Consider the following 23,517-nt stretch of genomic DNA (forward strand, 5'->3'; position numbering starts at 1 on the left):
ATCTTTGAAACCCTACCCTATTCATTGCGTATCGATCGTTATCCCGGTCTACAACGAACAAGAAAGCCTGCCTGAACTGTTGCGCCGCACCACGGCAGCTTGCAAACAGCTGGCTTACGACTACGAAATCATCCTGGTGGACGATGGTAGCCGTGACAATTCGGCGCAATTGCTGGAAGACGCCGCCGCTGAAGACGGCAGCAACGTGGTGGCGGTGATCCTCAACCGCAATTATGGCCAGCACGCCGCGATCATGGCGGGTTTCGAGCAGTGCCGTGGCGAAGTCGTCATCACCCTCGATGCCGACCTGCAAAACCCGCCCGAAGAAATCCCGCGCCTGGTGGAACAAGCCGCCCTGGGCTACGACGTGGTCGCCACGGTGCGTAACAACCGCCAGGATTCGGCATTCCGCCGCTGGCCTTCACGCCTGATCAACCTCGCCGTGCAACGCTCCACCGGCGTGGCCATGACCGATTACGGCTGCATGCTGCGCGCCTACCGCCGCACCATCGTCGACGCGATGCTGGCCTGCCGCGAGCGCAGCACCTTCATTCCGATCCTGGCCAACGGTTTTGCCCGTCACACCACGGAAATCCTGGTGCACCACGCTGAGCGTGAGCACGGCGAGTCCAAATACAGCGCCATGCGCCTGGTCAGCCTGATGTTCGACCTGCTCACGTGCATGACCACCACGCCGTTGCGCCTGTTGTCCATCGTCGGCTTCAGCCTCGCGGCGCTGGGTGTGCTGTTTGCTTTTGCGCTGATCGTCATGCGCCTGGCCTTCGGTGCCGATTGGGCGGGCGACGGCCTGTTCGTACTGTTTGCGGTGCTGTTCGTATTTACCGGCGGCCAGTTCATTGGCATGGGCCTGCTCGGTGAATACCTGGGGCGCATGTACAGCGATGTGCGCGCCCGCCCGCGTTTCTTCATTGAAAAAGTGCTGCGCAACCAACCGACAGCACCGGCTCCCGTGGTCATCGTTGATGGCCTGGCCTCTTCCCATTCGTCTACTTCCTCTTCCGATCAGGTTCAGTCATGAGTTCAAAAGCCGTTGTATTCGCCTACCACGATATTGGCTGTGCAGGTATTGAAGCCCTGCTCGCGGCCGGCTACGACATTGCCGCCGTGTTCACCCATGCCGATGACCCCAAGGAAAACAACTTCTACGGCTCCGTCGCCCAACTGTGCGCCCGCAACGGCATCCCGGTGCACGCCCCGGAAGACGCCAACCACCCGCTGTGGGTCGAGCGCATCGCCAAGCTGAACCCGGATTTCATCTTCTCGTTCTACTACCGCAACCTGCTGAGCGAACCTTTGCTGGCCCTGGCCCGCCAAGGTGCCTACAACCTGCACGGTTCGCTGCTGCCCAAATACCGTGGCCGCGCCCCGGCCAACTGGGTGCTGGTCAACGGTGAAACCGAAACCGGCGTGACCCTGCACCGCATGGTCAAGCGTGCTGATGCCGGCGCGATCCTGGCCCAGCACACAGTCAGCATCGAGCGCAGCGACACCGGCCTGAGCCTGCACGCCAAACTGCGTGAGGCCGCCAGCCACCTGCTGCGCGACGCCCTGCCGCAACTGGCCCAGGGCAAACTGGCTGAAGTAGCCCAGGATGAAAGCCAGGCCACCTGCTTCGGCCGCCGCACCGCCGCCGATGGCAAGATCGACTGGAAAAAGCCCGCAGAAGAGCTGTTCAACCTGGTGCGTGCCGTGACTCAGCCCTACCCGGGCGCCTTTTGCGCCGTGGGCGAGCACAAGCTCATCGTTTGGCAGGCCGACGTGGTCAAGGGCAACGAAGGCCTGGCGCCTGGCCGCGTGATCAGCGTCAACCCGCTGCGCATCGCGTGTGGTGAAGACTCGCTGGTGGTCAAGTTCGGCCAGCGCAACGACAACGGCCTGTACCTGGCCGGTCCCTCCCTGGCCGATGAACTGGGCCTGGTGGACGGCTCCGTGCTGCGCGGCGCCGAGTCGGGCCGCAAGCCGCGCCGTACCCGCGTGCTGATCCTGGGGGTGAACGGCTTTATCGGTAACCACCTGTCCGAGCGCCTGTTGCGCGACGACCGCTATGAAGTCTACGGCCTGGATATCGGCTCCGACGCCATCGAGCGTCTGCGCAGCCACCCTAACTTCCACTACGTGGAAGGCGATATCAGCATCCACACCGAGTGGATCGAGTACCACATCAAGAAATGCGACGTGGTGCTGCCGCTGGTGGCCATCGCCACGCCAATCGAATACACCCGCAACCCGCTGCGCGTGTTCGAGCTGGACTTCGAAGAAAACCTCAAGCTGGTGCGCTACTGCGTCAAGTACAACAAGCGCGTGATCTTCCCATCCACCTCCGAAGTCTACGGCATGTGCCAGGACCAGTACTTCGACGAAGACACCTCCAACCTGGTGGTGGGCCCGGTCAACAAGCAACGCTGGATCTACTCGGTCTCCAAGCAGCTGCTCGACCGCGTGATCTGGGCCTACGGCGACAAGGGCCTGAAATTCACCCTGTTCCGCCCGTTCAACTGGATGGGGCCACGCCTGGACCGCCTGGACTCGGCGCGCATCGGCAGTTCCCGGGCAATCACCCAGCTGATCCTGAACCTGGTGGAAGGCACGCCAATCCGCTTGTTCGACGGTGGCGAGCAGAAGCGTTGCTTCACTGACATCGCCGACGGCATCGAAGCCCTGGCGCGCATCATCGATAACGACAAGGGCGTCTGTGACGGCCAGATCATCAACATCGGCAACCCGGAAAACGAAGCCAGCATCCGTCAGTTGGGCGAAGAGCTGCTGCGTCAGTTCGAAGCTCACCCGCTGCGCGGCAACTTCCCGCCGTTCGCCGGTTTCCGCGACGTGGAAAGCAAGGCCTTCTACGGCACCGGTTACCAGGACGTGGCACACCGCAAGCCGAGTATCGAAAACGCCAAGCGCCTGCTGAACTGGGAGCCGAGCGTGCAGATGAGCGAGACCATCGGCAACACGCTGGATTTCTTCCTGCGTGAAGCGATGCTTGAAATCGCGGACAAAAAGTAATGAAGGCAGGCCTGCGCATCGACGTCGACACCTACCGTGGCACCCGTGAAGGTGTGCCGCGGCTGCTCGAGTCCCTGGACGAAGCCGGGATCAAAGCGACGTTCTTCTTCAGCGTCGGGCCGGACAACATGGGGCGCCACCTGTGGCGCCTGATCCGCCCGCAGTTCCTGTGGAAAATGCTGCGCTCCAACGCCGCCGGCCTGTATGGCTGGGACATCCTGCTGGCCGGCACCGCCTGGCCGGGCAAGCCGATTGGCCGCGACCTGGGGCATTTGATGCGCCAGGCCAAGGCTGCCGGGCATGAAGTGGGCCTGCACGCGTGGGATCACCACGGCTGGCAGGCCAACACCGGGCGTTGGAGTGACGCACAGCTGGTCGAGCAGATCCGTCGCGGCGTAGACACCTTGAGCGACATCCTCGGTGAGCGTATCGACTGTTCAGCGGCGGCCGGCTGGCGCGCCGATGAACGCGTGGTGCAAGCCAAGCAAGCCTTCAACTTTCGCTACAACAGCGATTGCCGGGGCACCAGCCTGTTTCGACCGACCCTGGCCGATGGCAGCGCGGGGACCCCACAAATTCCGGTAGACCTGCCGACCTTCGACGAAGTCGTCGGGCCGGTAGTGGCTGCCAAAGACTTCAACACCTTCATCCTTGACCGGTTCAACGCGTCGAAGCTGAACGTCTACACCATCCACGCAGAAGTAGAAGGGATTCTGATGGCCAATGATTTTCGCCAGTTGCTCGCCCAGGCAGGGCAGCGCGGCATCGATTTCACCCCGTTGGGCAAGCTGCTGCCCGCCGATGTGACCACCCTGCCCCAGCAACAGCTGGTGCGCGGCGCGTTGAGCGGCCGCGAGGGTTGGCTCGGAGTGCAGCAGGCATGATCCGGCGCTGGGCATTGCCCCTGCTCCTGTTGGCGTTCGGCGTGTTTTACCTGTTACCGCTGGCGACCCACGGCCTGTGGATTCCCGATGAAACCCGCTACGCACAAATCAGCCAGGAGATGCTGCTGACCGGCAAGTGGGCCTCGCCGCACTTCATGGGCATTCGCTACTTCGAAAAACCGGCAGCGGGCTACTGGATGATCGCGCTGGGCCAGGCGATCTTCGGCCAGAACCTGTTCGGCGTGCGCTTTGCGTCGGCCTTGAGCACCGGCTTGAGCATCCTGCTGGTATACCTGATGTCCCGCAGGCTGTGGAACGACCCGCAGAAAAGCCTGGTCAGCAGCGTGCTGTACATGAGTTTCGTCAGCGTGGCGATGCTCGGCGGCTACGCCAACCTGGACCCGCAATTTACCTTCTGGGTCAACTTGACCGGCGTCGCCTTGTGGTTCTGCTTCGACAGCAATACACGCCGTGCGCGGTTGTGGTCCTGGGCCCTGCTGGGCCTGGCCTGTGGCATGGGGTTCATGACCAAGGGCTTTCTGGCCTGGTTGCTGCCGGTGCTGATCGCCCTGCCCTACGCCCTCTGGCAGAAACGTTCGGTTGAATTGTTCAAGTTCGGCCCGGTGGCTGTGGCTGTGGCGATCCTCGTCAGCCTGCCATGGGCGTTGGCGGTCCACCTGCAGGAGCCGGATTACTGGCACTTCTTCTTCTGGCATGAGCATATCCAGCGCTTTGCCGGTGAGGATGCCCAGCACGCCGAACCGTTCTGGTATTACCTGCCGTTGCTGGTGGCATTCGCGCTGCCCTGGGTTGCGCTGCTGCCGTCCAGCCTGAAGCAGGCGTGGCTGGACAGACGCCTGCCGAAGAGCGGGTTCCTGCTGCTGTGGTTACTGATGCCCCTGGCGTTTTTCAGCCTGGCCAAAGGCAAGCTGCCCTCCTACATCATGCCGTGCCTGCTGCCTCTGGCCTTGCTGATGGGTTCGACCCTGAGTGACAAGCTCGCTCAAGGGCGTGGCCGCGTGCTGCGCATCAACGGTTGGCTGAACCTGGTGATCGGCGTGCTCGCCCTGGTGGCACTTATCTGGTTCCAGTTGAAGAAACCGGTGTACGAACCCGGCGAAGAAACCCTTAGCCTGGTGCTGCTATTGACCTGTCTGTTCGGCTGGATCCTGGCCAACCTGCTGCCGGCGCTGCGCCCGTTGAAAGCCTGGGCCGCACCGATGATCGGCAGCGGCTTGCTGGTTGCCCTGGTGCCCGCCGCGCTGCCTCATTCAGTGGTTTATAACAAAACCCCGGATCAGTTCATCATCGATCATGCCGAGGAACTCAAGCCCTCCGTCGCGTTGCTGAGCAACGACCTGGGCGCATCCGCAGCGCTGTCATGGCGCCTGAAACGGCCCGACATCACGCTGTACAACACCTCTGGCGAGGTGAAATACGGCCTGGCGTATGCCGATACCACCCAGCGTCTGGTCGACCGCAATGGTATCCAGGCCTGGATGGCAGAAACCCGCCGCAGCGGCGCCGTAGGCGTAGTGCTGCGGGTCAATAGCCAGGGCGAGAAGGAAGAACTCGCCCTGCTGCCCCCGGATGGCAAGCGGTACGCCCAAGGCAATATCGTGATCCTGATTTTCCCGCAGGTCGCGCAATGATCACCCTGCTTCTATTGCTCACGGCCTGCTTGCTCACGTGCATGGGGCAAGTCTCGCAGAAGTTCGCCGTGGAAAGCTGGCGCGAGTTGCCCGGCTGCTGGGCGCTGAAACTGCGCTCACCGTGGTTATGGTCAGCGCTGGTGTGCCTGGGCCTCGGCTTGCTGGTATGGCTGCTGGTGCTGCAGCGCCTGGAAGTGGGCATTGCCTACCCCATGCTCAGCCTGAACTTCGTATTGGTCACGCTGGTGGCGCGCTTCGTGTTTGCTGAACACATCGATGGCCGTCACTGGCTGGGCGTGGCGCTGGTGATTGCTGGCGTTGTGCTGTTGGGGCGCCAGGTATGAGCCGGATGCGCGGTTTCGCCCTGGCCCTGGGCAGCGTCGGCCTGGTCAGCGCCGCCCAGTTGGGCATGCGCTGGAGCATGACGCGCCTGCCGTTGCCGAATGAATGGCTGAGCGCCGTGAGTGCCGGCAGCATCGACCTGAGCGCGCTGGGCGTGGTGAGCTTGGCGATCCTCGCCTACGCACTGTCGATGCTCTGCTGGCTCGGCGCGCTGAAGCACTTGCCCCTTGGGCGCGCTTACTCGCTGCTCAGCATCAGCTACGCGCTGGTGTACCTGCTGGCGGCCTGCCTGCCGGTCTTCAACGAACATTTTTCGTTCTCAAAAACCCTGGGGGTGGCCTTGGTCATCCTCGGCGTACTGGTTATCAACTCTCGTCGTGCTAGCACCTCAAGTCCCAGGAATACCCCATGAAAATCAGTGTATTTGGTAGTGGTTACGTCGGCCTGGTACAGGCCACCGTATTAGCCGAAGTCGGTCACGATGTTATTTGCATGGACGTTGACCGACACAAGGTCGAGTCGCTGCAAAAGGGCCACGTGACGATCTTCGAGCCGGGCCTGGCGGCCATGGTCAAGGAAAACCTGGAAAGCGGGCGCCTGCGTTTCACCTATGACGAAAAACTCGCCGTCGAACATGGTGAAGTGCTGTTCATTGCAGTGGGCACACCGTCGGACGAAGACGGTTCGGCCGATCTCAAATACGTGCTGTCGGTGGGTGATGCGGTAGCCCGCCATCGCGTGGCGCCGGTGATCCTGGTGGAAAAATCCACCGTGCCTGTGGGCACCGGCGACACCCTGCGCGATCACATGCAGAAAAAGCTGCACGCAGCGGGCCGTGAACTGCAATTCGATATCGTCTCCAACCCGGAATTCCTCAAGGAAGGCTCGGCTGTAACCGACTGCCGCCGCCCGGACCGCATCATCATCGGCTGCGAGCGCGAAGAAGTGCGTGAAGTGATGCGCGACCTGTACGCCCCGTTCAACCGCAACCATGACCGCATCATCTTCATGGACGTGCGCAGCGCCGAGCTGACCAAGTACGCCGCCAACTGCATGCTCGCCACCAAGATCAGCTTCATCAACCAGATCGCCGAGCTGGCCGAACACCTGGGTGCCGACATCGAAGCCGTCCGCCTGGGGATTGGTGCCGACTCGCGCATCGGCTATCACTTCATTTATCCAGGTTGCGGCTACGGCGGCTCGTGCTTCCCCAAGGACATGCGCGCGCTCATCCACAGCGCCAAGCAGGCCAACTGCTCCAGCGACCTTCTGGAAGCCGTGGAAGCCATCAACCAGCGGCAGAAAAGCAAGCTGTTCGAGCGCATCAACGCGTTCTTCAGGGGTGACCTGCGCGGCAAGACCTTCGCCTTGTGGGGCCTGGCGTTCAAGCCCAACACCGACGACATGCGCGACGCACCGAGCCGCGTGCTGATGGAGGCATTGTGGGCCGCCGGCGCGAACGTACGTGCGTTCGACCCCGAAGCCATGCAGGAAACCCAGCGCATCTACGGCGACGACCCACGCTTGATGCTGATGGGCACGCCGGAGTCCACCCTGGGCGGTGCCGACGCGCTGATCGTCTGCACCGAGTGGCAGCAATTCAAGGCACCGGATTTCGACCTGATCCACCAGCGCCTGAAAACTCCGGTGATCTTCGACGGTCGCAACCTGTACGACGGCGAGCGCCTGACGCGCAAAGGCTTCAAATATTTCCCGATCGGCCGTGGCGATTCCTGCGAGTTGCCGATCCCCCAGCAAAACTGGGTGCCGCAGGCCAAGGCAGGCTGATCAGTGAACAAGGCTCACCCGCCCCTGCTCAGCCCAACGATCCGTCGACAGTCACTGGGTTTGGGGCTTTTGGCTCTGCTGCTGTTTATCACCGGTAACTGGCACCAGGCAATTATCGGCTTCGACTCGCGCTTCGTGCTGTTTGCCCAGGAAATGCTGCGCCACGGGCCGAGTTTCTTTCCCACCACCTACGGCCAGCCGTATGCCGACTACCTGGCCACCTCGACCCTGCTGACCTGGCTGTTGTCTCTGCCATTTGGCCAGGTCAACAGCCTCACGGCCTGGCTGCCCACCGCTATCGCTTCGGCGTCCATCGTGGTGCTGGTGTATCGACTTACCGCGCCCTATTCCCCACGCTGGGGCTTGCTGAGCATTGCAATGCTGTTGCTCAGCAGCACCTTTATCAGCGAAACCCGCGCCGTCTCCCTGGACCAGATGCTCGCGGCCGTGACCCTGGCGGTGTTTTACCTGGCTTATGCCCATGAACACTTTGCTGCGGCCAAGCGGATGCACTGGGTGTTTGCGCTGTTAATCCTCGGGTTTGCGATTCGCGGGCCGATTGGCCTGGTGATTCCTACCGGGGTGCTGTGCAGCTATTACCTGATCAACCGTCAATGGCGCCAGTTGTTCAGCTTCGGGCTGCTGGCGCTGGCCTTGCTGGCGGCGTGTATCGGCCTGCTGTTGCTGCTGGCCAAGCTCAGCGGTGGCGAAGACTTCATGCAGGACGTGATCCGCATGCAGTTTCTCGGGCGCATGGATGGCAGCGAAGGCTCTGGCGGCGTGCTGTATTACTTCACCAGCTCCCTCGGCAACTATGCGCTGGCCTATCCAGTAGCGCTTCTGGTGCTGCTGGCCGTGATCAGCGGCGGCCGCCGAGCGCCCGATCCGGCATTGAAGCTGGTGCTGTATTGCGCGGCGGCGGCGGTACTGGTGATGCTTGGCCTGTCGGTGCCCCAAGCGAAAAAGGCGCGGTATATCCTGCCGATGCTGCCGATGGCCGCAATCATCGCTGCGTATCCGTTTCAGGTGGCCCAGGGTCGTCTATTCGGCCTGCTGCGCGGTCTGATGCTGGTGGTGTGGACGCTGTTGCCCACGCTGCTGGTGGTCGGGCTGATCGTTGCGCGGCGACGCTACCCGGAACCGCTGGCCGATCTCGGGGTGATCTTCGGCGTATTGACGCTGCTCCAAGTGCTGGCGGTACTGGCACTGTTCAGCGCTCGACTGCGCTGGGTTGGTCCGGCATTCGCTGCGGTGGTGGCGGTCTGGACGACTTACATCATGGTGGTCGAACCCCTGGAGCGCAGCCTTTACGACACGCGCACCTTTACCCTCGCAGTCAAGGCCCAGACCCAGCAACAACCGGCGCCGCTGGTACTGCACGCCTTGGGCAAAGACGCGAAAGCCATCAAGTTCATGGTCAACTTCGATTGTGACAAGGTCCCGCTGTTTACCCAGTTACCCGCCGAACTCCAGCCTATACAGGCGCCGGCCTGGCTGGTGATGAGCCAGGCAGATTTCGAGAACCTGACTGACCCACGCTTGCGTTCGCTCACGCCGACGCTCACTGGAGCGTTCGACAAGAACCCGTACGTGTTGCTGCATTTGGAGAAAATTCCACCTCCTTGAATGTGTTTCCAGCTGCCCTGTACGAAAAAGCGCCCACGCATAATCCCGTGGGCGTTTTTCATCATAATCATCGAGAAAACACCTACAGTACTTTGCGTAAGGACCAGTGCACTTTGCCTTCCGACGCCTGGAACCCAACTGTAGACTCGTTGCCAACTGCATTAATTATTTACCACCCACATCAGGTTCTGTCTGGGCCAGTTTCGGTCAGCGACCCTGCATAACAACAAGGAGGGCAATGCCGTGCCAGAGAATGGATTACCTGTGGCGGTGCCAAGACTTGATCGGTTGATGGGGCTGCGCGATGCACTGGTGGCGCTGAAGGGCCCGCTGGCCGAGGAGCCAGGCATGCAGGAGAACCTGCAAAAACGCCTGATCAACGAAGAGGTCGACACGCTTGTACTGGGCAAGCTCAGCACCCCGGCCCCCCATAGCGCCGGGCATATTCCGTCGGCTTGAATACATAAAATCTGCATTCAAACTTCATTAATATGCATTGGTGTTGTTCCAAACCAGTTGGCACACTGCACGCGTTCCTTCCCCCAATGTTGGAATCTTCAGAGGGCTTTTCCGGGCAACCAGGCAGGCCTTTTTTTTCGTCTCCCGTTTAAGGACCGCTTTTCAATGCTCGCTCGCTGGTTACCCGCTGCCATCAATACCCGCCCCACTGAATGGAGCCGCGCCGCTATCGGCATGGCGTTAGGCACAATGCTCAGCGTCTGGGTGTGTGCCCAGGTGTTTGGCATGGAAGTCGCCCTCCATCTGCTTGGCCCGCTGGGAGCTTCGGCGGTGCTGCTGTTCGCGGTATCGTCGGGAGCACTGGCACAGCCGTGGTCGATTATCGGCAGTTACCTGTGCGCCGGCGTAGTGGCATTGCTCGTGGCGCGGGTGTTGGGGCGCACCCTGGGCAGCGCTTGCCTGGCGGCGGGCATGACGGTGGTGCTGATCTGCTGGCTACGCTGCCTGCACCCACCGGCCGGTGGCCTGGCCATGACGCTGGTACTGGCCGATCCCGCCTCCATTGCCCTCGGCTGGCACGCGCTGGCCCCGGTCATGCTGGGTGCCGGCGTGCTGCTGACCAGCGCCTTGGCTTATAACAACGCCACCCGCACCCGTTATCCCAAGGGGTTGGCCGAGCCGACGCCGGTCGTGATCGGCGCTGCGCCCGTAACCGATCCAGCCATCACCGCCGCCGACCTCAAGCTGGCATTGGCCGACATGGAGCAGTTCTTCGACGTCGAGCCCACGGCACTGGAGCAATTGATTCATGCCGCCGAAGGCCACGCGCGGCGTCGCAGTATCGGTGAGGTCCTGGCCAGCCGCGTGGTTTGACCTACTCTGCATAAATGCAACAACGACCTGCAGGTTTCCGGGTTGTATGCGGCAAATTTGCACTGGTACGATCACGCGATGGTTCGTGCGCGAACATCTTGATAAAGAACAATAAAAGCAGGGAGTTAGTGATGACTGCTCAGGTGTCCTCCGAAGCAAGCCACGCCGATATTCAGCAGCAAGAAATACTGAGTGAGGTGCGTAACCACATCGGTCACCTCACCCTCAATCGGCCCGCCGGTTTGAATGCCATCACGCTGGACATGGTGCGCTCGATGACCGCGCAGCTACAGGCCTGGGCCGATGATCCGCAGGTCTACGCCGTTGTGCTGCGCGGTGCCGGCGACAAGGCCTTCTGTGCAGGCGGCGATATTCGTTCCCTGTACGACAGTTTCAAGGGTGGCCACACCCTGCATGAAGACTTCTTCGTCGAGGAATATGCCCTTGACCTGGCCATTCACCATTACCCTAAGCCGGTCCTGGCCTTGATGGACGGCTTCGTGCTTGGCGGCGGCATGGGCCTGGTACAAGGCGCCGACCTGCGTGTGGTCACCGAGCGCAGTCGACTGGCGATGCCGGAAGTGGCCATCGGGTATTTTCCGGACGTGGGCGGCAGCTATTTCCTGCCGCGTATCCCTGGGGAATTGGGGATTTACCTTGGCGTCACCGGGGTGCAGATCCGCGCGGCGGATGCCCTCTACTGCGGTCTGGCGGATTGGTACCTCGACAGCGCCAAGCTGACAGAACTTGCGCACAAGCTTGATAGCCTGTCATGGGGCGATTCTCCCCTCAAGGACCTGCAAGGTGTGCTCGCCAAGCTGGCCGTACAGCAATTGCCCGATGCCCCGCTGGCGGCCTTGCGCCCGGCCATCGACCATTTCTTCGCCCTCCCGGACGTACCGAGCATTGTCGAGCAACTGCAGCAGGTCACCGTCGCCGACAGCCACGAATGGGCACTGACCACCGCCAACCTGATGCAGACCCGCTCGCCCCTGGCCATGGCCGTCACCCTGCACATGCTGCGCCGTGGTCGCCACCTGCCGCTTGAACAATGCTTTGCCCTGGAGCTGCACCTGGACCGCCAATGGTTTGCCCGCGGAGACCTGATCGAAGGGGTTCGCGCGCTGATCATCGATAAAGACAAGAACCCGCAGTGGAACCCACCCACTCTGCAGAGACTGGACGCCGACCATGTCGAAAGCTTTTTTCGCGACTTCGCGCAGATTGAGAACTAAGCCATGCAAGATCTTGAATACACAGAAGAACAAGTAATGATCCGCGACATGGCCCGTGATTTTGCCCGTGGCGAAATCGCGCCCCATGCCCAAGCCTGGGAAAAGGCCGGCTGGATCGACGACGCGCTGGTGGCCAAAATGGGCGAACTGGGCCTGCTTGGCATGGTGGTGCCGGAAGAATGGGGCGGCACTTACGTTGACTACGTGGCCTATGCCCTGGCCGTAGAGGAAATTTCCGCTGGCGACGGCGCCACGGGCGCACTGATGAGTATCCACAATTCAGTGGGTTGCGGCCCGATCCTCAACTACGGCACAGAAGCGCAGAAACACACCTGGCTGGGCGCGCTTGCCAGCGGCCAGGCCATCGGCTGCTTTTGCCTGACCGAGCCCCAGGCCGGTTCCGAAGCTCATAACCTGCGCACCCGTGCCGAACTGCAAGACGGCCAGTGGGTGATCAACGGCGCCAAGCAGTTTGTCAGCAATGGCAAGCGCGCGCAGTTGGCCATTGTGTTCGCGGTGACCGACCCGGAGCTGGGCAAGAAAGGCATTTCGGCATTCCTGGTACCCACGGATACGCAGGGCTTCGTGGTCGACCGCACCGAACACAAAATGGGCATTCGGGCCTCCGACACCTGCGCCGTGACGTTCAACCAATGCACGGTGCCCGAAGCCAACCTGCTGGGCGAGCGCGGCAAAGGCCTGGCCATCGCGCTGTCCAACCTGGAGGGCGGGCGTATCGGTATCGCCGCCCAGGCCCTTGGCATCGCCCGGGCCGCCTTTGAAGCGGCGTTGGCCTATGCCCGTGACCGGGTGCAGTTTGACAAAGCCATCATCGAACACCAGAGCGTGGCTAACCTGCTGGCCGATATGCAAACCCAGCTGAACGCGGCGCGCCTGCTGATCCTGCACGCCGCCCGCCTGCGCAGCGCCGGCAAGCCGTGCCTGTCGGAAGCGTCCCAGGCCAAGCTGTTTGCCTCGGAAATGGCCGAAAAGGTCTGCTCGAAGGCGATGCAGATACATGGTGGGTATGGCTACCTGGAAGACTATCCGGTGGAGCGTTACTACCGGGATGCCCGGATCACCCAGATTTACGAGGGCACTAGCGAGATCCAGCGAATGGTGATTGCCAGGGAGCTGAAGCACTACCAGCTCTGACTGACACACCGTCAGTAACTGTGGGAGGGGGCTTGCCCCCGATGGCGCTGGATCAGTCAATATTTCTGTCGACTGTCACACCGCTATCGGGGGCAAGCCCCCTCCCACATTTGGAACTTCAGTGCGGTTGGTGCTAGAGGCCGACCTGCTGATCCAACTGGTTGAAGCATTGCCCGCTCTAACTGACACACCATAAGTAACTGTGGGAGGGGGCTTGCCCCCGATGGCGGTAGATCAGTCAATATTTCTGTCGACTGTCACACCGCCATCGGGGGCAAGCCCCCTCCCACATTTGGATCTCAGTGTTGTGAAGGACCTGCTTACTTGTCCTTGAACTCCGGTGCCCGCTTGGCCACGAACGCGGCCATGCCTTCCTTCTGATCCTGGGTCGCGAACGCTGCATGGAACACACGACGTTCAAAACGCACGCCTTCGGACAGGCTCACTTCGAACGCGCGGTTCACGCTTTCCTTGACCATCATGCTGATCGGTACCGATTTACTGGCGATCAGGGTGGCCACTTTCAACGCTTCGTCCAGCAGTTCGTCCGCCGGCACGATACGCGCGACGATCCCGCAACGTTCTGCTTCTACCGCGTCGATAAAGCGCCCGGTCAGGCACATTTCCATGGCCTTGGCCTTGCCTACCGCACGGGTAAGGCGCTGAGTGCCGCCCATGCCTGGCAATACGCCCAGGTTGACTTCCGGCTGACCGAACCTGGCGCTGTCACCGGCCAGGATAAAATCGCACATCAAGGCCAGTTCGCAGCCGCCACCGAGGGCAAAGCCGTTGACTGCCGCAATGATCGGCTTGCGGCGGTTGGCCACGCGGTCGCTGTCGCTGAACAGGTCGTCCAGGTAGATCTGCGGGTAGGTCAGATCGGCCATTTCCTTGATGTCGGCACCGGCGGCGAAGGCTTTCTTCGAGCCGGTCAGCACGATGCAACCGATCTGCGGGTTGGCTTCCAGGCCGTCCAGCGCCTGGTTCAACTCGCTGACCAGTTGGGCGTTCAAGGCGTTCAGCGCCTGCGGGCGGTTGAGGGTAATCAGCCCGACGCGGCCTTGGACTTCGAGCAAAATGGTTTCGTAACTCATGTATCGGCTCCTTAAAGATTGCGTGAGATGACCATGCGCTGGATATCGCTGGTGCCTTCGTAAATCTGGCAGACCCGCACATCGCGGTAGATCCGCTCCAACGGGAAGTCGCTCAGGTAACCGTAACCGCCCAGGGTTTGCAAGGCGGCCGAGCAGACTTTCTCGGCCATTTCCGACGCGAACAGCTTGGCCATGGAGGCCTCGACCAGCGCCGGTTTGCCGCTGTCGCGCAGGGCGGCCGCGTAATGGACCATTTGCCGGGCCACGGCAATTTGCGTGGCCATGTCCGCCAGGCGAAAGGCCACGGCCTGGTGTTCGATCAGGGCCTTGCCGAAGCTTTCCCGCTCGCGGGCGTAGTCGCGGGCCGCTTCAAACGCGGCGCGGGCCATGCCCACCGATTGCGCGGCAATGCCCACGCGCCCGCCTTCAAGGTTGGCCAGGGCGATCCGGTAGCCCTCGCCCTCCTCGCCCAGACGGTTGGCGAGCGGCACCTTCACGTCTTCAAACAGGATCTGACAGGTATCCGAGGCGTGCTGCCCCAGCTTGTCCTCGACCCGCGCCACGGTATAGCCCGGTGAATCGGTGGGAACGATAAACGCACTGATGCCGCGCTTGCCCGCCGTCGGGTCAGTGACCGCAAACACAATCACCACGCCGGCGTTTTGCCCGGAGGTGATGAATTGTTTGCAGCCGTTGAGCACGTAATGGTCACCCTCAAGGCGCGCACGGGTTTTAAGGCTGCTGGCATCGGAACCGGCCTGGGGCTCGGTCAGCGCAAAGGCGCCGAGCATGGCCCCGCTGGCCAGCGGCTCGAGGAATTGTTCCTTCTGCTGGTCATTGCCGAACTTGAGGATCGGCACGCAACCCACCGAGTTGTGCACGCTCATGATGGTGGAGCATGCCCCGTCGCCGGCAGCAATTTCTTCCAGGGCCATGGCGTAGGCCAGGTAACCCGTGTCGCAGCCGCCCCATTGTTCCGGCACGAGCATGCCGAAAAAGCCCAGTTCGGCCATCTCACCGATGGCTTCTCTGGGAAAGCGATGCTCGCGGTCCCATTCGGCGGCGAACGGTTTCAAACGTTCCTGGGCAAACTGCCGGGCCGCGTCGCTGATTTGCAGGTGTTCGTCATTAGGCAGCATGGTCAGTCCTTAATACAGGCATTCAACGGCCATGGCCGTGGCTTCACCACCGCCGATACAGATCGCGGCGACGCCACGCTTCAGGCCTTTCTGGCGCAGCGCCGAGAGCAGGGTCACCAGGATGCGCGCCCCCGAGGCGCCGATCGGGTGGCCCAGGGCACAGGCGCCGCCGTGCACGTTGACCTTGCTGTGGGGAATCTCCAACTTGCTCATGGTAACCAGGCTGACCACCGCGAAGGCTTCGTTGATCTCGAACAGGTCGACCTGCTCCAGGTTCCAGCCGGTTTTGCTCATCAGCTTGCGGATCGCCCCGACAGGTGCCACCGGAAACAGCCCCGGCTCATCGGCAAACGCCGCATGCCCATGAATCACCGCCAGGGGCTTGAGGCCGCGCTGCCGCGCCTCGGACTCACGCATCAACAGCAGCGCCGCGGCGCCATCGGAGATCGAGCTGGAGTTGGCTGCGGTTACCGTGCCGCCTTCGCGGAACGCTGGTTTCAGGCTCGCGATCTTGTCCAGCCGGGCCTTGGGCGGCTGTTCGTCATGCAGGATAGTTTTTTGCTCTTTGCCGACGGTGACCTGTACCGGGACAATCTCGGCGGCAAAACTGCCGTGGGTGATGGCTTCCTGGGCGCGCGTCAGGGAGGCAATCGCAAAATCGTCCTGGGCTTGCCGGGTAAAACCGTTGTGCTCAGCGCAGTCCTCGGCAAAGGTACCCATCAGGCGGCCTTTGTCGTAAGCGTCTTCCAGGCCGTCGAGGAACATATGGTCGAGCACCTTGCCGTGGCCCATGCGATAGCCGCTGCGGGCGCGGTCGAGCAGGTACGGCGCATTGGACATGCTTTCCATGCCGCCGGCGATCACCACGTCGACGCTGCCGGCGCGCAACGCATCGTGCGCCAGAATCGTCGCCTCCATGCCGGAGCCGCACATCTTGTTGAGGGTGGTGCAGCGAGTCGACTTATCTAGCCCGGCGCCTAGCGCGGCCTGGCGAGCCGGCGCCTGGCCGAGGCCCGCGGGCAGCACACAGCCAAACAGCACCTCATCCACGGCGTCGGTGGCGATACCGGCCCGCTCGACCGCCGCACGGATCGCGGCGGCGCCCAGTTGCGGCGCGGTCAGGCCCTTGAGGTCGCCCTGGAACCCGCCCATGGGCGTGCGCACGGCGCTGACGATAACAATAGGATCGTTCATGAAATTCCTCCTTACTTGGCCGCCATGCGCAAGGCGCCGTCAAGCCGGATCACCTCGCCATTGAGCATGCTGTTTTCAATGATGTGCCGCACCAGCGCCGCATATTCGGCGGGTTTGCCCAGGCGTGGCGGGAACGGCACGCCAGCGGCGAGGGATTCGCGTACTTCAGGGGTCATGCCGGCCATCATCGGGGTTTCGAAAATGCCCGGGGCGATGGTCATCACCCGGATACCAAAACGCGCCAGTTCACGGGCGGCCGGCAACGTGAGGCTGGCAATCGCGCCCTTGGATGCGGCGTACGCAGCCTGGCCGATCTGCCCGTCAAACGCCGCCACCGAGGCGGTATTGATGATCACACCGCGTTCACCCTCGGCATTCGCTTCGGTTTCAGCGATAGCCGCAGCAGCCAGGCGCAACAGGTTGAAGCTGCCGATCAGGTTGACGTTGATCACCTGGGCGAAGCTGGCCAGGGCATGCGGGCCGTTTTTGCCGAGGATTTTCTCGCCTCGCACCACGCCGGCACAGTTGACCAACCCATGCAAACCGCCAAAGGCAGCAACGGTGGCTTGCACCGCCGCTTCGGCAGCCGCTTCCTGGCTGATATCGGCCACGGCGCTGCGGGCGTTGTCGCCCAGCTGCGTGGCTTTTGCGGCAACGGCCTCGGCGTTGAGGTCCACCAGCATGACCTTGGCGCCCGCCGCGACCAGCATGTCGGCGGTGGCTGCACCGAGGCCCGAAGCGCCGCCGCTGATGAGGAATACCTTGTTTTCAATCTGCATCACTGTTTCCTTTTGAACGGGTCACGCCACGGCCGCCTGGGCCTTGGCGATTTCCTGATTACGCAAAATAAAGCGTTGCAGCTTGCCGCTGGGGGTCTTGGGCAAGTCGCTGACGAATTCGATTTCCCGCGGGTACGCATGGGCTGCCAGACGCTTGCGCACATGCAGGCGCAACTCTTCGGCCAGTTCCGGGGTCGCACGGTATTGCTCATTGATCACCACAAAGGCTTTCACCAGTTCGGTGCGCTCCGGGCAGGGCTTGCCGACCACAGCGGCTTCGACCACCGCCGGGTGTTCGACCAGGGCACTTTCCACGTCGAACGGGCCCACGCGGTAGCCGGAGGTGGTAATCACGTCATCACTGCGCCCGACAAAACTGATGCTGCCGTCCGGGTTGAGCTCCACGGTGTCGCCACTGAGGTAGTACTTGCCGACAAAGGCTTTGGTTTTCACGCCGTCATACCCCGCGAACCAGCACATCGGCGACTGCTCGCGGTCAATGGCGAGGATGCCAGGCTGACCGGCCGGCAACTCCTGGTGATTGTCGTCCAGTACCACGATGCGATGCCCGGGCGAAGCGAACCCCGCCGAGCCGACGTGCACTGGATGCCCCAGGCCATGGTGGTTGCACAGCACCATGCCCAGTTCGGTCTGCCCGTAGTGATCGTGAATGGTCACGCCGAGGTTGTCGGCAAACCAGCGAATTACCTCGGGGTTCAACGGCTCGCCGGCGCTGCTGACGATGCGCAGCCTGCCCTTGATCGAGCGGGCAAACTGCTCGCCACCGGCAATCAACAAGCGATAGGCCGTGGGAGAGCCGGTCAGGTTGGTGATGCCGTATTTATTGATGACCCGGCAGGTACTTTCCAGGGTAAAGGGGCCGTCGTAGAAGGTGATCGGATGCCCCATGGACAGCGGCCCGGTCACGCCGAAATAGATCCCGTAGGCCCAGCCCGGATCGGCCACGTTCCAGAATGCGTCTTCCGGGCGCAGGTCCACCGCGTCGCGGGTATAGCTCTGGAACGCAACAATCGCCTTGAGCGGTACCGACAGGGCTTTGGATGGCCCGGTGGTGCCCGAGGTGAACATCAGCAGGAACGGCTCGTCGCCCCCCAGCAGCACCGGCTCGCAGACGTTCGAGTAGTTGGGCAGTTCGGCCCAGAAGCTGAAATCGCCGCGCACCAGGCCTTCGCCCTTGGCCCCGCTGACCGTCACGATGGTCGGGCAGCCCTCCACCTCGGCGAGCTTGGGCCGGTTCACGGCATCGGTGACGACCAGCGCGGCACCGGAGCTGTTCAGGCGATGCTCGATGGCCTTGGGCCCGAACGCAGTAAACAACGGTTGATAGACCGCGCCGATACGCCAGGTGGCTAAAACCACCACCAGCAGTTCGGCCGTACGCGGCAACAGCCCGGCGACCTTATCACCGCGCTTGACGCCCTGGGCCAGCAGGAAGTTGGCGAAACGTGACGCCTGGTCCTGCAAGTCGGTAAAGGTGGCTGTGGCGCTGCGACCATCCTTGCCCTCCCAGAACAGCGCGATACGCCCAGGCAATGCGTAGCGATCACAGCATTCCACGCACGCGTTGAGCGCCTGCAGGTTGCCGGCCAGGGTGGCCTCGACGGTGTGCTGGTAATCGAACTCGGTGGTAACGGCCAAATAATCACGCATCGCTTCAGTTCCTTGTGTGTTTTTGTTTTAAGGACACTTTTCAGGAGGTCAATCGCGCTCAAATAGTCGCTCTGGAGCCCTGTCGCCAGCAATGGTCTAAGCCGCCAATATGGCTGACTGGTTTGGCCAATCCGGTTTGACACTGGCCCTGCACTGGCCGAAGCTTGAGACTTTGTACCCGTACCCTGCCTTCGGACACCCGCATGTCAAAGTCACGCCGTTACTCCATCATCGGCCTGTGCGCCCTGCTGTCGATCCTATTGATCACCTGGTTTTTTTCCCGCGCAACGCCAGTAGCCGTGCCCCCGGCGATTGCCCACGGTTATTCAAAGGCCTTGAAGCAGGCGCGCAACGGGGAGCCGGGCGCGGCGCGAGTGTTGTATCAGCAATTGGGGCGGCCGGACCTTTCACCCGAGCGGCGTGCTGCGCTGCATGCCGAGCTGCCTAACTACCCCAGCCCCCAGGCGTTGAAACTGGCAGACAAAGACCTGGCCGATGAGTCGCCCTTGGTGCGTGAAGCGGCGATCCACAGCATTGTCGGCCTGGTGCCTACCGGCCAGCGCACCTTGCTGCTGGGCCCGGTGCTGGATGATCCCGAGCAGGAGGTGCGCTTTGCTGCCGCCAATGCTTTGCTCGGCCTGTCGCCGGACACCCTGGGCCTGTACTTCGGCCCGCTGCAACAAGTGCTCGACGAATTCGCGAAAACCCTCAAGGCCCAGCCCGAGACCGCCGAAGGCTGGATTCAATTGGCGCGCCTGGATATCCATAGCGCCCTGTTGCCGGATGCGCAACATGCACTGCAGCAGGCCATGCGCCTGCAACCGGACAACCTGCAGGCGGTAGTGGCGCAGATCGAGCTGCTGGATAAACAGGGCAAGACCGACGAATCGCGCCAACTGCTGGCGCAGCAATTGGCGGCGCATCCGGAATCGGCCTACCTGCAACACGCCCTGGGCATGTGGCTGCTGCACCATGGCGAGCGCGCCTATGCCCTGCTCGGCCTGTCCAAGGCGGTGGAGCTTGAGCCGGACAATCAGGATTACCGCTTCGACCTGGCCACCACGCTGCACGATCAGGACGAACTCGAAGCCGCCCAGCGGCAATTGGAAGAAATCGTCCAGCGCCACCCAGCCAATCGGAAGGCGCGCGTGCTGCTGGTCAATTACTGGAAAGAGAGCGGCCAATTGCAGAACGTCCAAGTGCTGCTGGCACAACTTGAGCAACAGAACCCGGACGATCCGGCGCTGCAACAGGGTTTATAACCACGCTTCTAAAACCTGTAAAAGTCGACAGGTTTCGTACAAATACTCCAAAACGTTGAACCGCCACAGGTCGAGATGGTCAAGTGAATATGGCGCGCCCAGCGGCGCGCACTGAACTTGTACGTGACCTGAGGGCACTTCTTGTCTACATCTAATTCGCTTTTAAGTGAAAAGGCAGCCACTGGCATCGATGGTCTTGACGACATTCTTTCCGGGGGGCTATCGCGCAGCCATTTGTTCCTTCTCGAAGGCGAGCCGGGTACGGGTAAAACTACCGTCGCCCTGCACTTCTTGCAGGCGGGAGCGAAAAGCGGTGAAAAATCGCTGTATATCACCTTGTCCGAGACCGAACATGAACTGCGCCAAGGCGCCACGTCTCATGGTTGGGACTTGGACGACAACATCCATATCTTTGAGCTGACCCCGCCGGAAAGCCTGCTCAACGCAGAGCACCAGCAGAGCCTGCTGTATTCCTCCGACCTGGAGTTGGGCGAAGCCACGCGGCAGATCTTCGAAGTGGTGGAACGGGTCAAGCCGACCCGGGTAGTGGTCGACAGCCTGTCGGAAATCCGCCTGCTGGCGCAGAGCTCGCTGCGCTATCGCCGGCAGATCCTGGCGATCAAGCACTACTTCGTGCGGTATGACGCCACGGTGCTGCTGCTTGACGACCTGACCACCGAATCCCTCGACAAAACCGTGCACAGCGTGGCCCACGGCGTGATCCGCCTGGAAGAACTGACGCCCAACTACGGTGCCGAACGCCGCCGTGTGCGTGTAGTGAAGTACCGCGGCCAGAAGTACCGGGGTGGCTTCCACGATTTCACCATCATGGCAGACGGTGTCCACGTGTTCCCTCGCCTGGTGGCCGCCGAACATCGCGGCGGTTATACGCGCCAGACCATGAGCAGCGGCATCCCCGAACTCGATGCCCTGATGGGCGGCGGCGTCGAAACCGGCTCCAGCAGCCTGATCCTTGGCCCGGCGGGTACCGGCAAATCGCTGATTTCAATGATCTTCGCCGCCGCCGCCGTAGAGCGAGGCGAAAAAGCTGCGCTGTTCATCTTCGATGAAGAGATGGGCCTGCTGTTCGAGCGCATGAAGAACATGGGCATCGACCTGGCTGCAATGCAAGCCACCGGCAACCTGTTGATCGAACAGGTCGACGCGGCCGAGCTGTCTCCTGGCGAATTTTCGCACCGGGTACGGCGTTGCGTGGACGAAGGCGGCATCAAAACCGTGGTCATCGACAGCATTAACGGCTACCAGGCGGCGATGCCGGAAGAGAACGCGCTGATCCTGCATATGCACGAACTGCTGCTGTATCTCAACCGGCGTGGCGCCGCGACGTTCATGACCGTCGCCCAGCATGGCCTGGTCGGCGATATGCAGACCCCCGTGGACATCACCTACCTGGCCGATACCGTGATTCTGCTGCGCTATTTCGAAGCGCTGGGCAAGGTACGGCGGGCCATTTCGATCATCAAGAAACGCACCGGCACCCATGAGTCGACGATCCGCGAGTACCGCATCAGCAGTCGCGGCATGACCGTTGGCGAACCCCTGGATAATTTCCAGGGCGTGCTGCGCGGCATTCCAATCTACATGGGCGCCGGCTCGCCTCTGCTCAAGGAAGAGGAAGTGTGACGCTGCTCTCCCCAGTCAATGAACGGGCCATCATTCTTGCGCCGTTGGGCCGCGACAGCTCGTTGGCGCTGATGATGCTCAATGAGGCCGGCTACCATGGCGTGGTTGCCGGTAGCCTCACCCACTTGTGCGAAGCGTTGCACGAGGGCGCCGGCGTGCTCATCATTGCGGCTGAAGCGTTGCGCGGCGTGGACATGGAGCCTTTGCTGGAGTATTTGCACCAACAACCGGCCTGGTCCGACTTGCCCATCGTGCTGATGACCCACCACGGTGGTAGCGAGCAAAATGGCTCGTCGCACCTGAGCGGGCTGTTAGGTAACGTCACCTTCCTTGAGCGCCCCTTTCATCCCGTGACCCTGATCAGCCTGGTCAGTACCGCCCTGCGTGGACGACGACGGCAGTACGATGCACGCGACCGCCTGATCGATCTGAGTGCCAGCGAACTGCGTCTGCAACGCACCCTGGAAACCCTCGAGCAGCAAGTGGAAGAACGTACCGCGCAATTGCGCAGTAATGAAGAGGCCCTGCGCCAGTCACAGAAAATGGAAGCTGTCGGCCAGTTGACCGGCGGCATCGCCCATGACTTCAACAATATGCTGACCGGGATCATCGGCAGCCTGGAACTGCTGCGCAGACGTGTTGCGCGGGGCAGGCTGGACGATCTGGACAGCCTGATCGACCTGGGCGTCACCTCGGCCAACCGCGCCGCCGGGCTCACGCATCGCCTGCTGGCGTTTTCCCGGCGTCAATCCCTGGACCCCAAACCCGTCGAGATCAACCGCTTGGTGGTATCCATGGGCGAGCTGCTGCAGCGCAGTATCAATGAAAGTATCACCCTGGACATGCGCCTGACCGATTCCCTCTGGACCGCCGAAGCTGACCCCAACCAACTGGAAAGCGCCCTCCTCAACTTGGTGATCAACGCGCGGGATGCGATGCCTGGAGGCGGCCGCCTTATCGTGGAGACCAGCAATCGTCACCTCGACACCGTATTTACCGCCGCCTACGGCACCCTGATACCAGGCGACTACGTCGAGCTGAGCGTCAGCGATACCGGTTGCGGTATTCCCGAGCATCTGCTGGGCCGCGTATTCGACCCTTTCTTCACCACCAAGCCCATCGGCCAGGGTACAGGCCTGGGGCTTTCGATGATCTACGGGTTTGCCCGCCAATCCCGCGGGCATGTCACCATCCATAGCATTGTCGACAAGGGCACCACCGTGAGTCTGTTCCTGCCGCGGTTTATCGGGGAAATGGTCGCGGCTGAAGCCGTTAACCCCGCCCAATTGCCGTTCGCCAATGACGGAGAAACCGTACTGATCGTGGAGGACGACCCGGCGGTGCGGGTGCTGGTCAGTGCCGTGCTGACAGAGTTGGGCTATGCCTTCGTCGAGGCGGGCGATGCCGACACCGCCGTACCGATTATCGAATCCGAGCAGCGCATCGACCTGATGATCAGCGATGTGGGCTTGCCCGGTATGAACGGCCGGCAACTGGCGGAGATCGGTCGCCAGATACGCCCGGACCTCAAGGTGTTATTCATTACCGGCTATGCCGAACACGCAGCCGTGCGGGGTGGTTTCCTGGAGCCTGGCATGCAGTTGATCACCAAGCCTTTCACCTTTGATTTATTGACGGCGAAAGTGCGCGAGATGGTGGGTTCCTGATGCTGTTACTCAGATGAACGAAGGCG

The 23,517-nt window shown here is 61.9% G+C and carries 20 protein-coding genes; 15 read left to right on the forward strand and 5 right to left on the reverse strand.

Annotated elements, in window-relative coordinates; all coding sequences use genetic code 11:
- Nucleotides 1-4: 4 nt before the first annotated feature.
- From arnC to C4J94_RS13715, 12 genes are all read left to right on the forward strand, one after another.
- Entirely contained in the window at nt 5-1,039 is a 1,035-nt protein-coding gene (gene arnC / locus C4J94_RS13660; RefSeq protein ID WP_124386650.1) for an undecaprenyl-phosphate 4-deoxy-4-formamido-L-arabinose transferase, read from the forward strand.
- Entirely contained in the window at nt 1,036-3,027 is a 1,992-nt protein-coding gene (gene arnA, locus C4J94_RS13665) for a bifunctional UDP-4-amino-4-deoxy-L-arabinose formyltransferase/UDP-glucuronic acid oxidase ArnA (RefSeq protein WP_124386651.1), read from the forward strand. The genes arnC and arnA overlap by 4 nt, the downstream gene beginning before the upstream one ends.
- Entirely contained in the window at nt 3,027-3,911 is an 885-nt protein-coding gene (gene arnD, locus C4J94_RS13670) for a 4-deoxy-4-formamido-L-arabinose-phosphoundecaprenol deformylase (protein ID WP_124386652.1), read from the forward strand. Before arnA ends, arnD begins: the two co-directional genes overlap by 1 nt.
- Nucleotides 3,908-5,563 carry a lipid IV(A) 4-amino-4-deoxy-L-arabinosyltransferase gene (gene arnT, locus C4J94_RS13675; RefSeq protein WP_124386653.1) on the forward strand — a complete coding sequence of 552 codons (1,656 nt, stop codon included), beginning with the start codon at nt 3,908-3,910 and terminating at the stop codon, nt 5,561-5,563. Before arnD ends, arnT begins: the two co-directional genes overlap by 4 nt.
- Nucleotides 5,560-5,907: a 4-amino-4-deoxy-L-arabinose-phosphoundecaprenol flippase subunit ArnE gene (arnE, locus tag C4J94_RS13680; protein WP_124386654.1), complete on the forward strand. Its 348-nt coding sequence runs from the start codon at nt 5,560-5,562 to the stop codon at nt 5,905-5,907. Before arnT ends, arnE begins: the two co-directional genes overlap by 4 nt.
- Nucleotides 5,904-6,317, forward strand: a complete 414-nt coding sequence (gene arnF / locus C4J94_RS13685) for a 4-amino-4-deoxy-L-arabinose-phosphoundecaprenol flippase subunit ArnF (protein ID WP_124386655.1) — start codon at nt 5,904-5,906, stop codon at nt 6,315-6,317. Before arnE ends, arnF begins: the two co-directional genes overlap by 4 nt.
- Complete coding sequence (locus C4J94_RS13690; protein WP_124386656.1) at nt 6,314-7,693, forward strand: UDP-glucose/GDP-mannose dehydrogenase family protein; 1,380 nt, start codon at nt 6,314-6,316, stop codon at nt 7,691-7,693. The genes arnF and C4J94_RS13690 overlap by 4 nt, the downstream gene beginning before the upstream one ends.
- A gap of 3 nt (nt 7,694-7,696) precedes the next feature.
- Entirely contained in the window at nt 7,697-9,319 is a 1,623-nt protein-coding gene (locus C4J94_RS13695; protein ID WP_124386657.1) for a glycosyltransferase family 39 protein, read from the forward strand.
- A 243-nt stretch (nt 9,320-9,562) separates the two neighbouring features.
- Entirely contained in the window at nt 9,563-9,778 is a 216-nt protein-coding gene (locus C4J94_RS13700; RefSeq protein WP_372240829.1) for a type VI secretion system contractile sheath small subunit, read from the forward strand.
- A gap of 165 nt (nt 9,779-9,943) precedes the next feature.
- Nucleotides 9,944-10,651: an HPP family protein gene (locus C4J94_RS13705; RefSeq protein WP_124386658.1), complete on the forward strand. Its 708-nt coding sequence runs from the start codon at nt 9,944-9,946 to the stop codon at nt 10,649-10,651.
- Between the two features lie 131 nt (nt 10,652-10,782).
- Complete coding sequence (locus C4J94_RS13710; protein ID WP_124386659.1) at nt 10,783-11,886, forward strand: enoyl-CoA hydratase/isomerase family protein; 1,104 nt, start codon at nt 10,783-10,785, stop codon at nt 11,884-11,886.
- Nucleotides 11,887-11,889: 3 nt separating this feature from the next.
- The gene (locus C4J94_RS13715; protein ID WP_124386660.1) at nt 11,890-13,041 is read left to right on the forward strand and encodes an acyl-CoA dehydrogenase family protein; all 1,152 of its coding nucleotides are present in this window, start codon (nt 11,890-11,892) and stop codon (nt 13,039-13,041) included.
- 320 nt (nt 13,042-13,361) lie between these two features.
- On the opposite strand, the gene C4J94_RS13720 is transcribed toward C4J94_RS13715, so the two are convergent.
- Genes C4J94_RS13720 through C4J94_RS13740 form a run of 5 tightly spaced genes read right to left on the reverse strand, consistent with a single transcriptional unit; the run spans nt 13,362 to nt 18,918 of the window.
- Nucleotides 13,362-14,135, reverse strand: coding sequence for an enoyl-CoA hydratase (locus C4J94_RS13720; protein ID WP_124386661.1), 774 nt, complete (start codon nt 14,133-14,135; stop codon nt 13,362-13,364).
- 11 nt (nt 14,136-14,146) lie between these two features.
- Entirely contained in the window at nt 14,147-15,274 is a 1,128-nt protein-coding gene (locus tag C4J94_RS13725) for an acyl-CoA dehydrogenase (protein ID WP_124386662.1), read from the reverse strand.
- Nucleotides 15,275-15,283: 9 nt separating this feature from the next.
- On the reverse strand, nt 15,284-16,468 hold the full coding sequence (locus C4J94_RS13730; RefSeq protein ID WP_124386663.1) for an acetyl-CoA C-acyltransferase: 1,185 nt from the start codon (nt 16,466-16,468) through the stop codon (nt 15,284-15,286).
- Nucleotides 16,469-16,479: 11 nt separating this feature from the next.
- The gene (locus C4J94_RS13735) at nt 16,480-17,247 is read right to left on the reverse strand and encodes an SDR family NAD(P)-dependent oxidoreductase (protein ID WP_124386664.1); all 768 of its coding nucleotides are present in this window, start codon (nt 17,245-17,247) and stop codon (nt 16,480-16,482) included.
- 21 nt (nt 17,248-17,268) lie between these two features.
- The gene (locus tag C4J94_RS13740; RefSeq protein ID WP_124386665.1) at nt 17,269-18,918 is read right to left on the reverse strand and encodes an AMP-binding protein; all 1,650 of its coding nucleotides are present in this window, start codon (nt 18,916-18,918) and stop codon (nt 17,269-17,271) included.
- Nucleotides 18,919-19,121: 203 nt separating this feature from the next.
- Here C4J94_RS13740 and C4J94_RS13745 point away from each other — a divergent pair, with 203 nt between their 5' ends.
- The 3 genes from C4J94_RS13745 (at nt 19,122) to C4J94_RS13755 (ending at nt 23,491) form a co-directional block, all read left to right on the forward strand.
- Nucleotides 19,122-20,180: a HEAT repeat domain-containing protein gene (locus tag C4J94_RS13745; RefSeq protein WP_124386666.1), complete on the forward strand. Its 1,059-nt coding sequence runs from the start codon at nt 19,122-19,124 to the stop codon at nt 20,178-20,180.
- Between the two features lie 141 nt (nt 20,181-20,321).
- Nucleotides 20,322-21,824, forward strand: coding sequence for an ATPase domain-containing protein (locus C4J94_RS13750; RefSeq protein ID WP_124386667.1), 1,503 nt, complete (start codon nt 20,322-20,324; stop codon nt 21,822-21,824).
- Nucleotides 21,821-23,491, forward strand: a complete 1,671-nt coding sequence (locus C4J94_RS13755; protein ID WP_124386668.1) for a response regulator — start codon at nt 21,821-21,823, stop codon at nt 23,489-23,491. The genes C4J94_RS13750 and C4J94_RS13755 overlap by 4 nt, the downstream gene beginning before the upstream one ends.
- Nucleotides 23,492-23,517: the final 26 nt, after the last annotated feature.

This window comes from Pseudomonas sp. R5-89-07, from assembly GCF_003851685.1.
In the GTDB taxonomy this organism is placed as follows: domain Bacteria; phylum Pseudomonadota; class Gammaproteobacteria; order Pseudomonadales; family Pseudomonadaceae; genus Aquipseudomonas.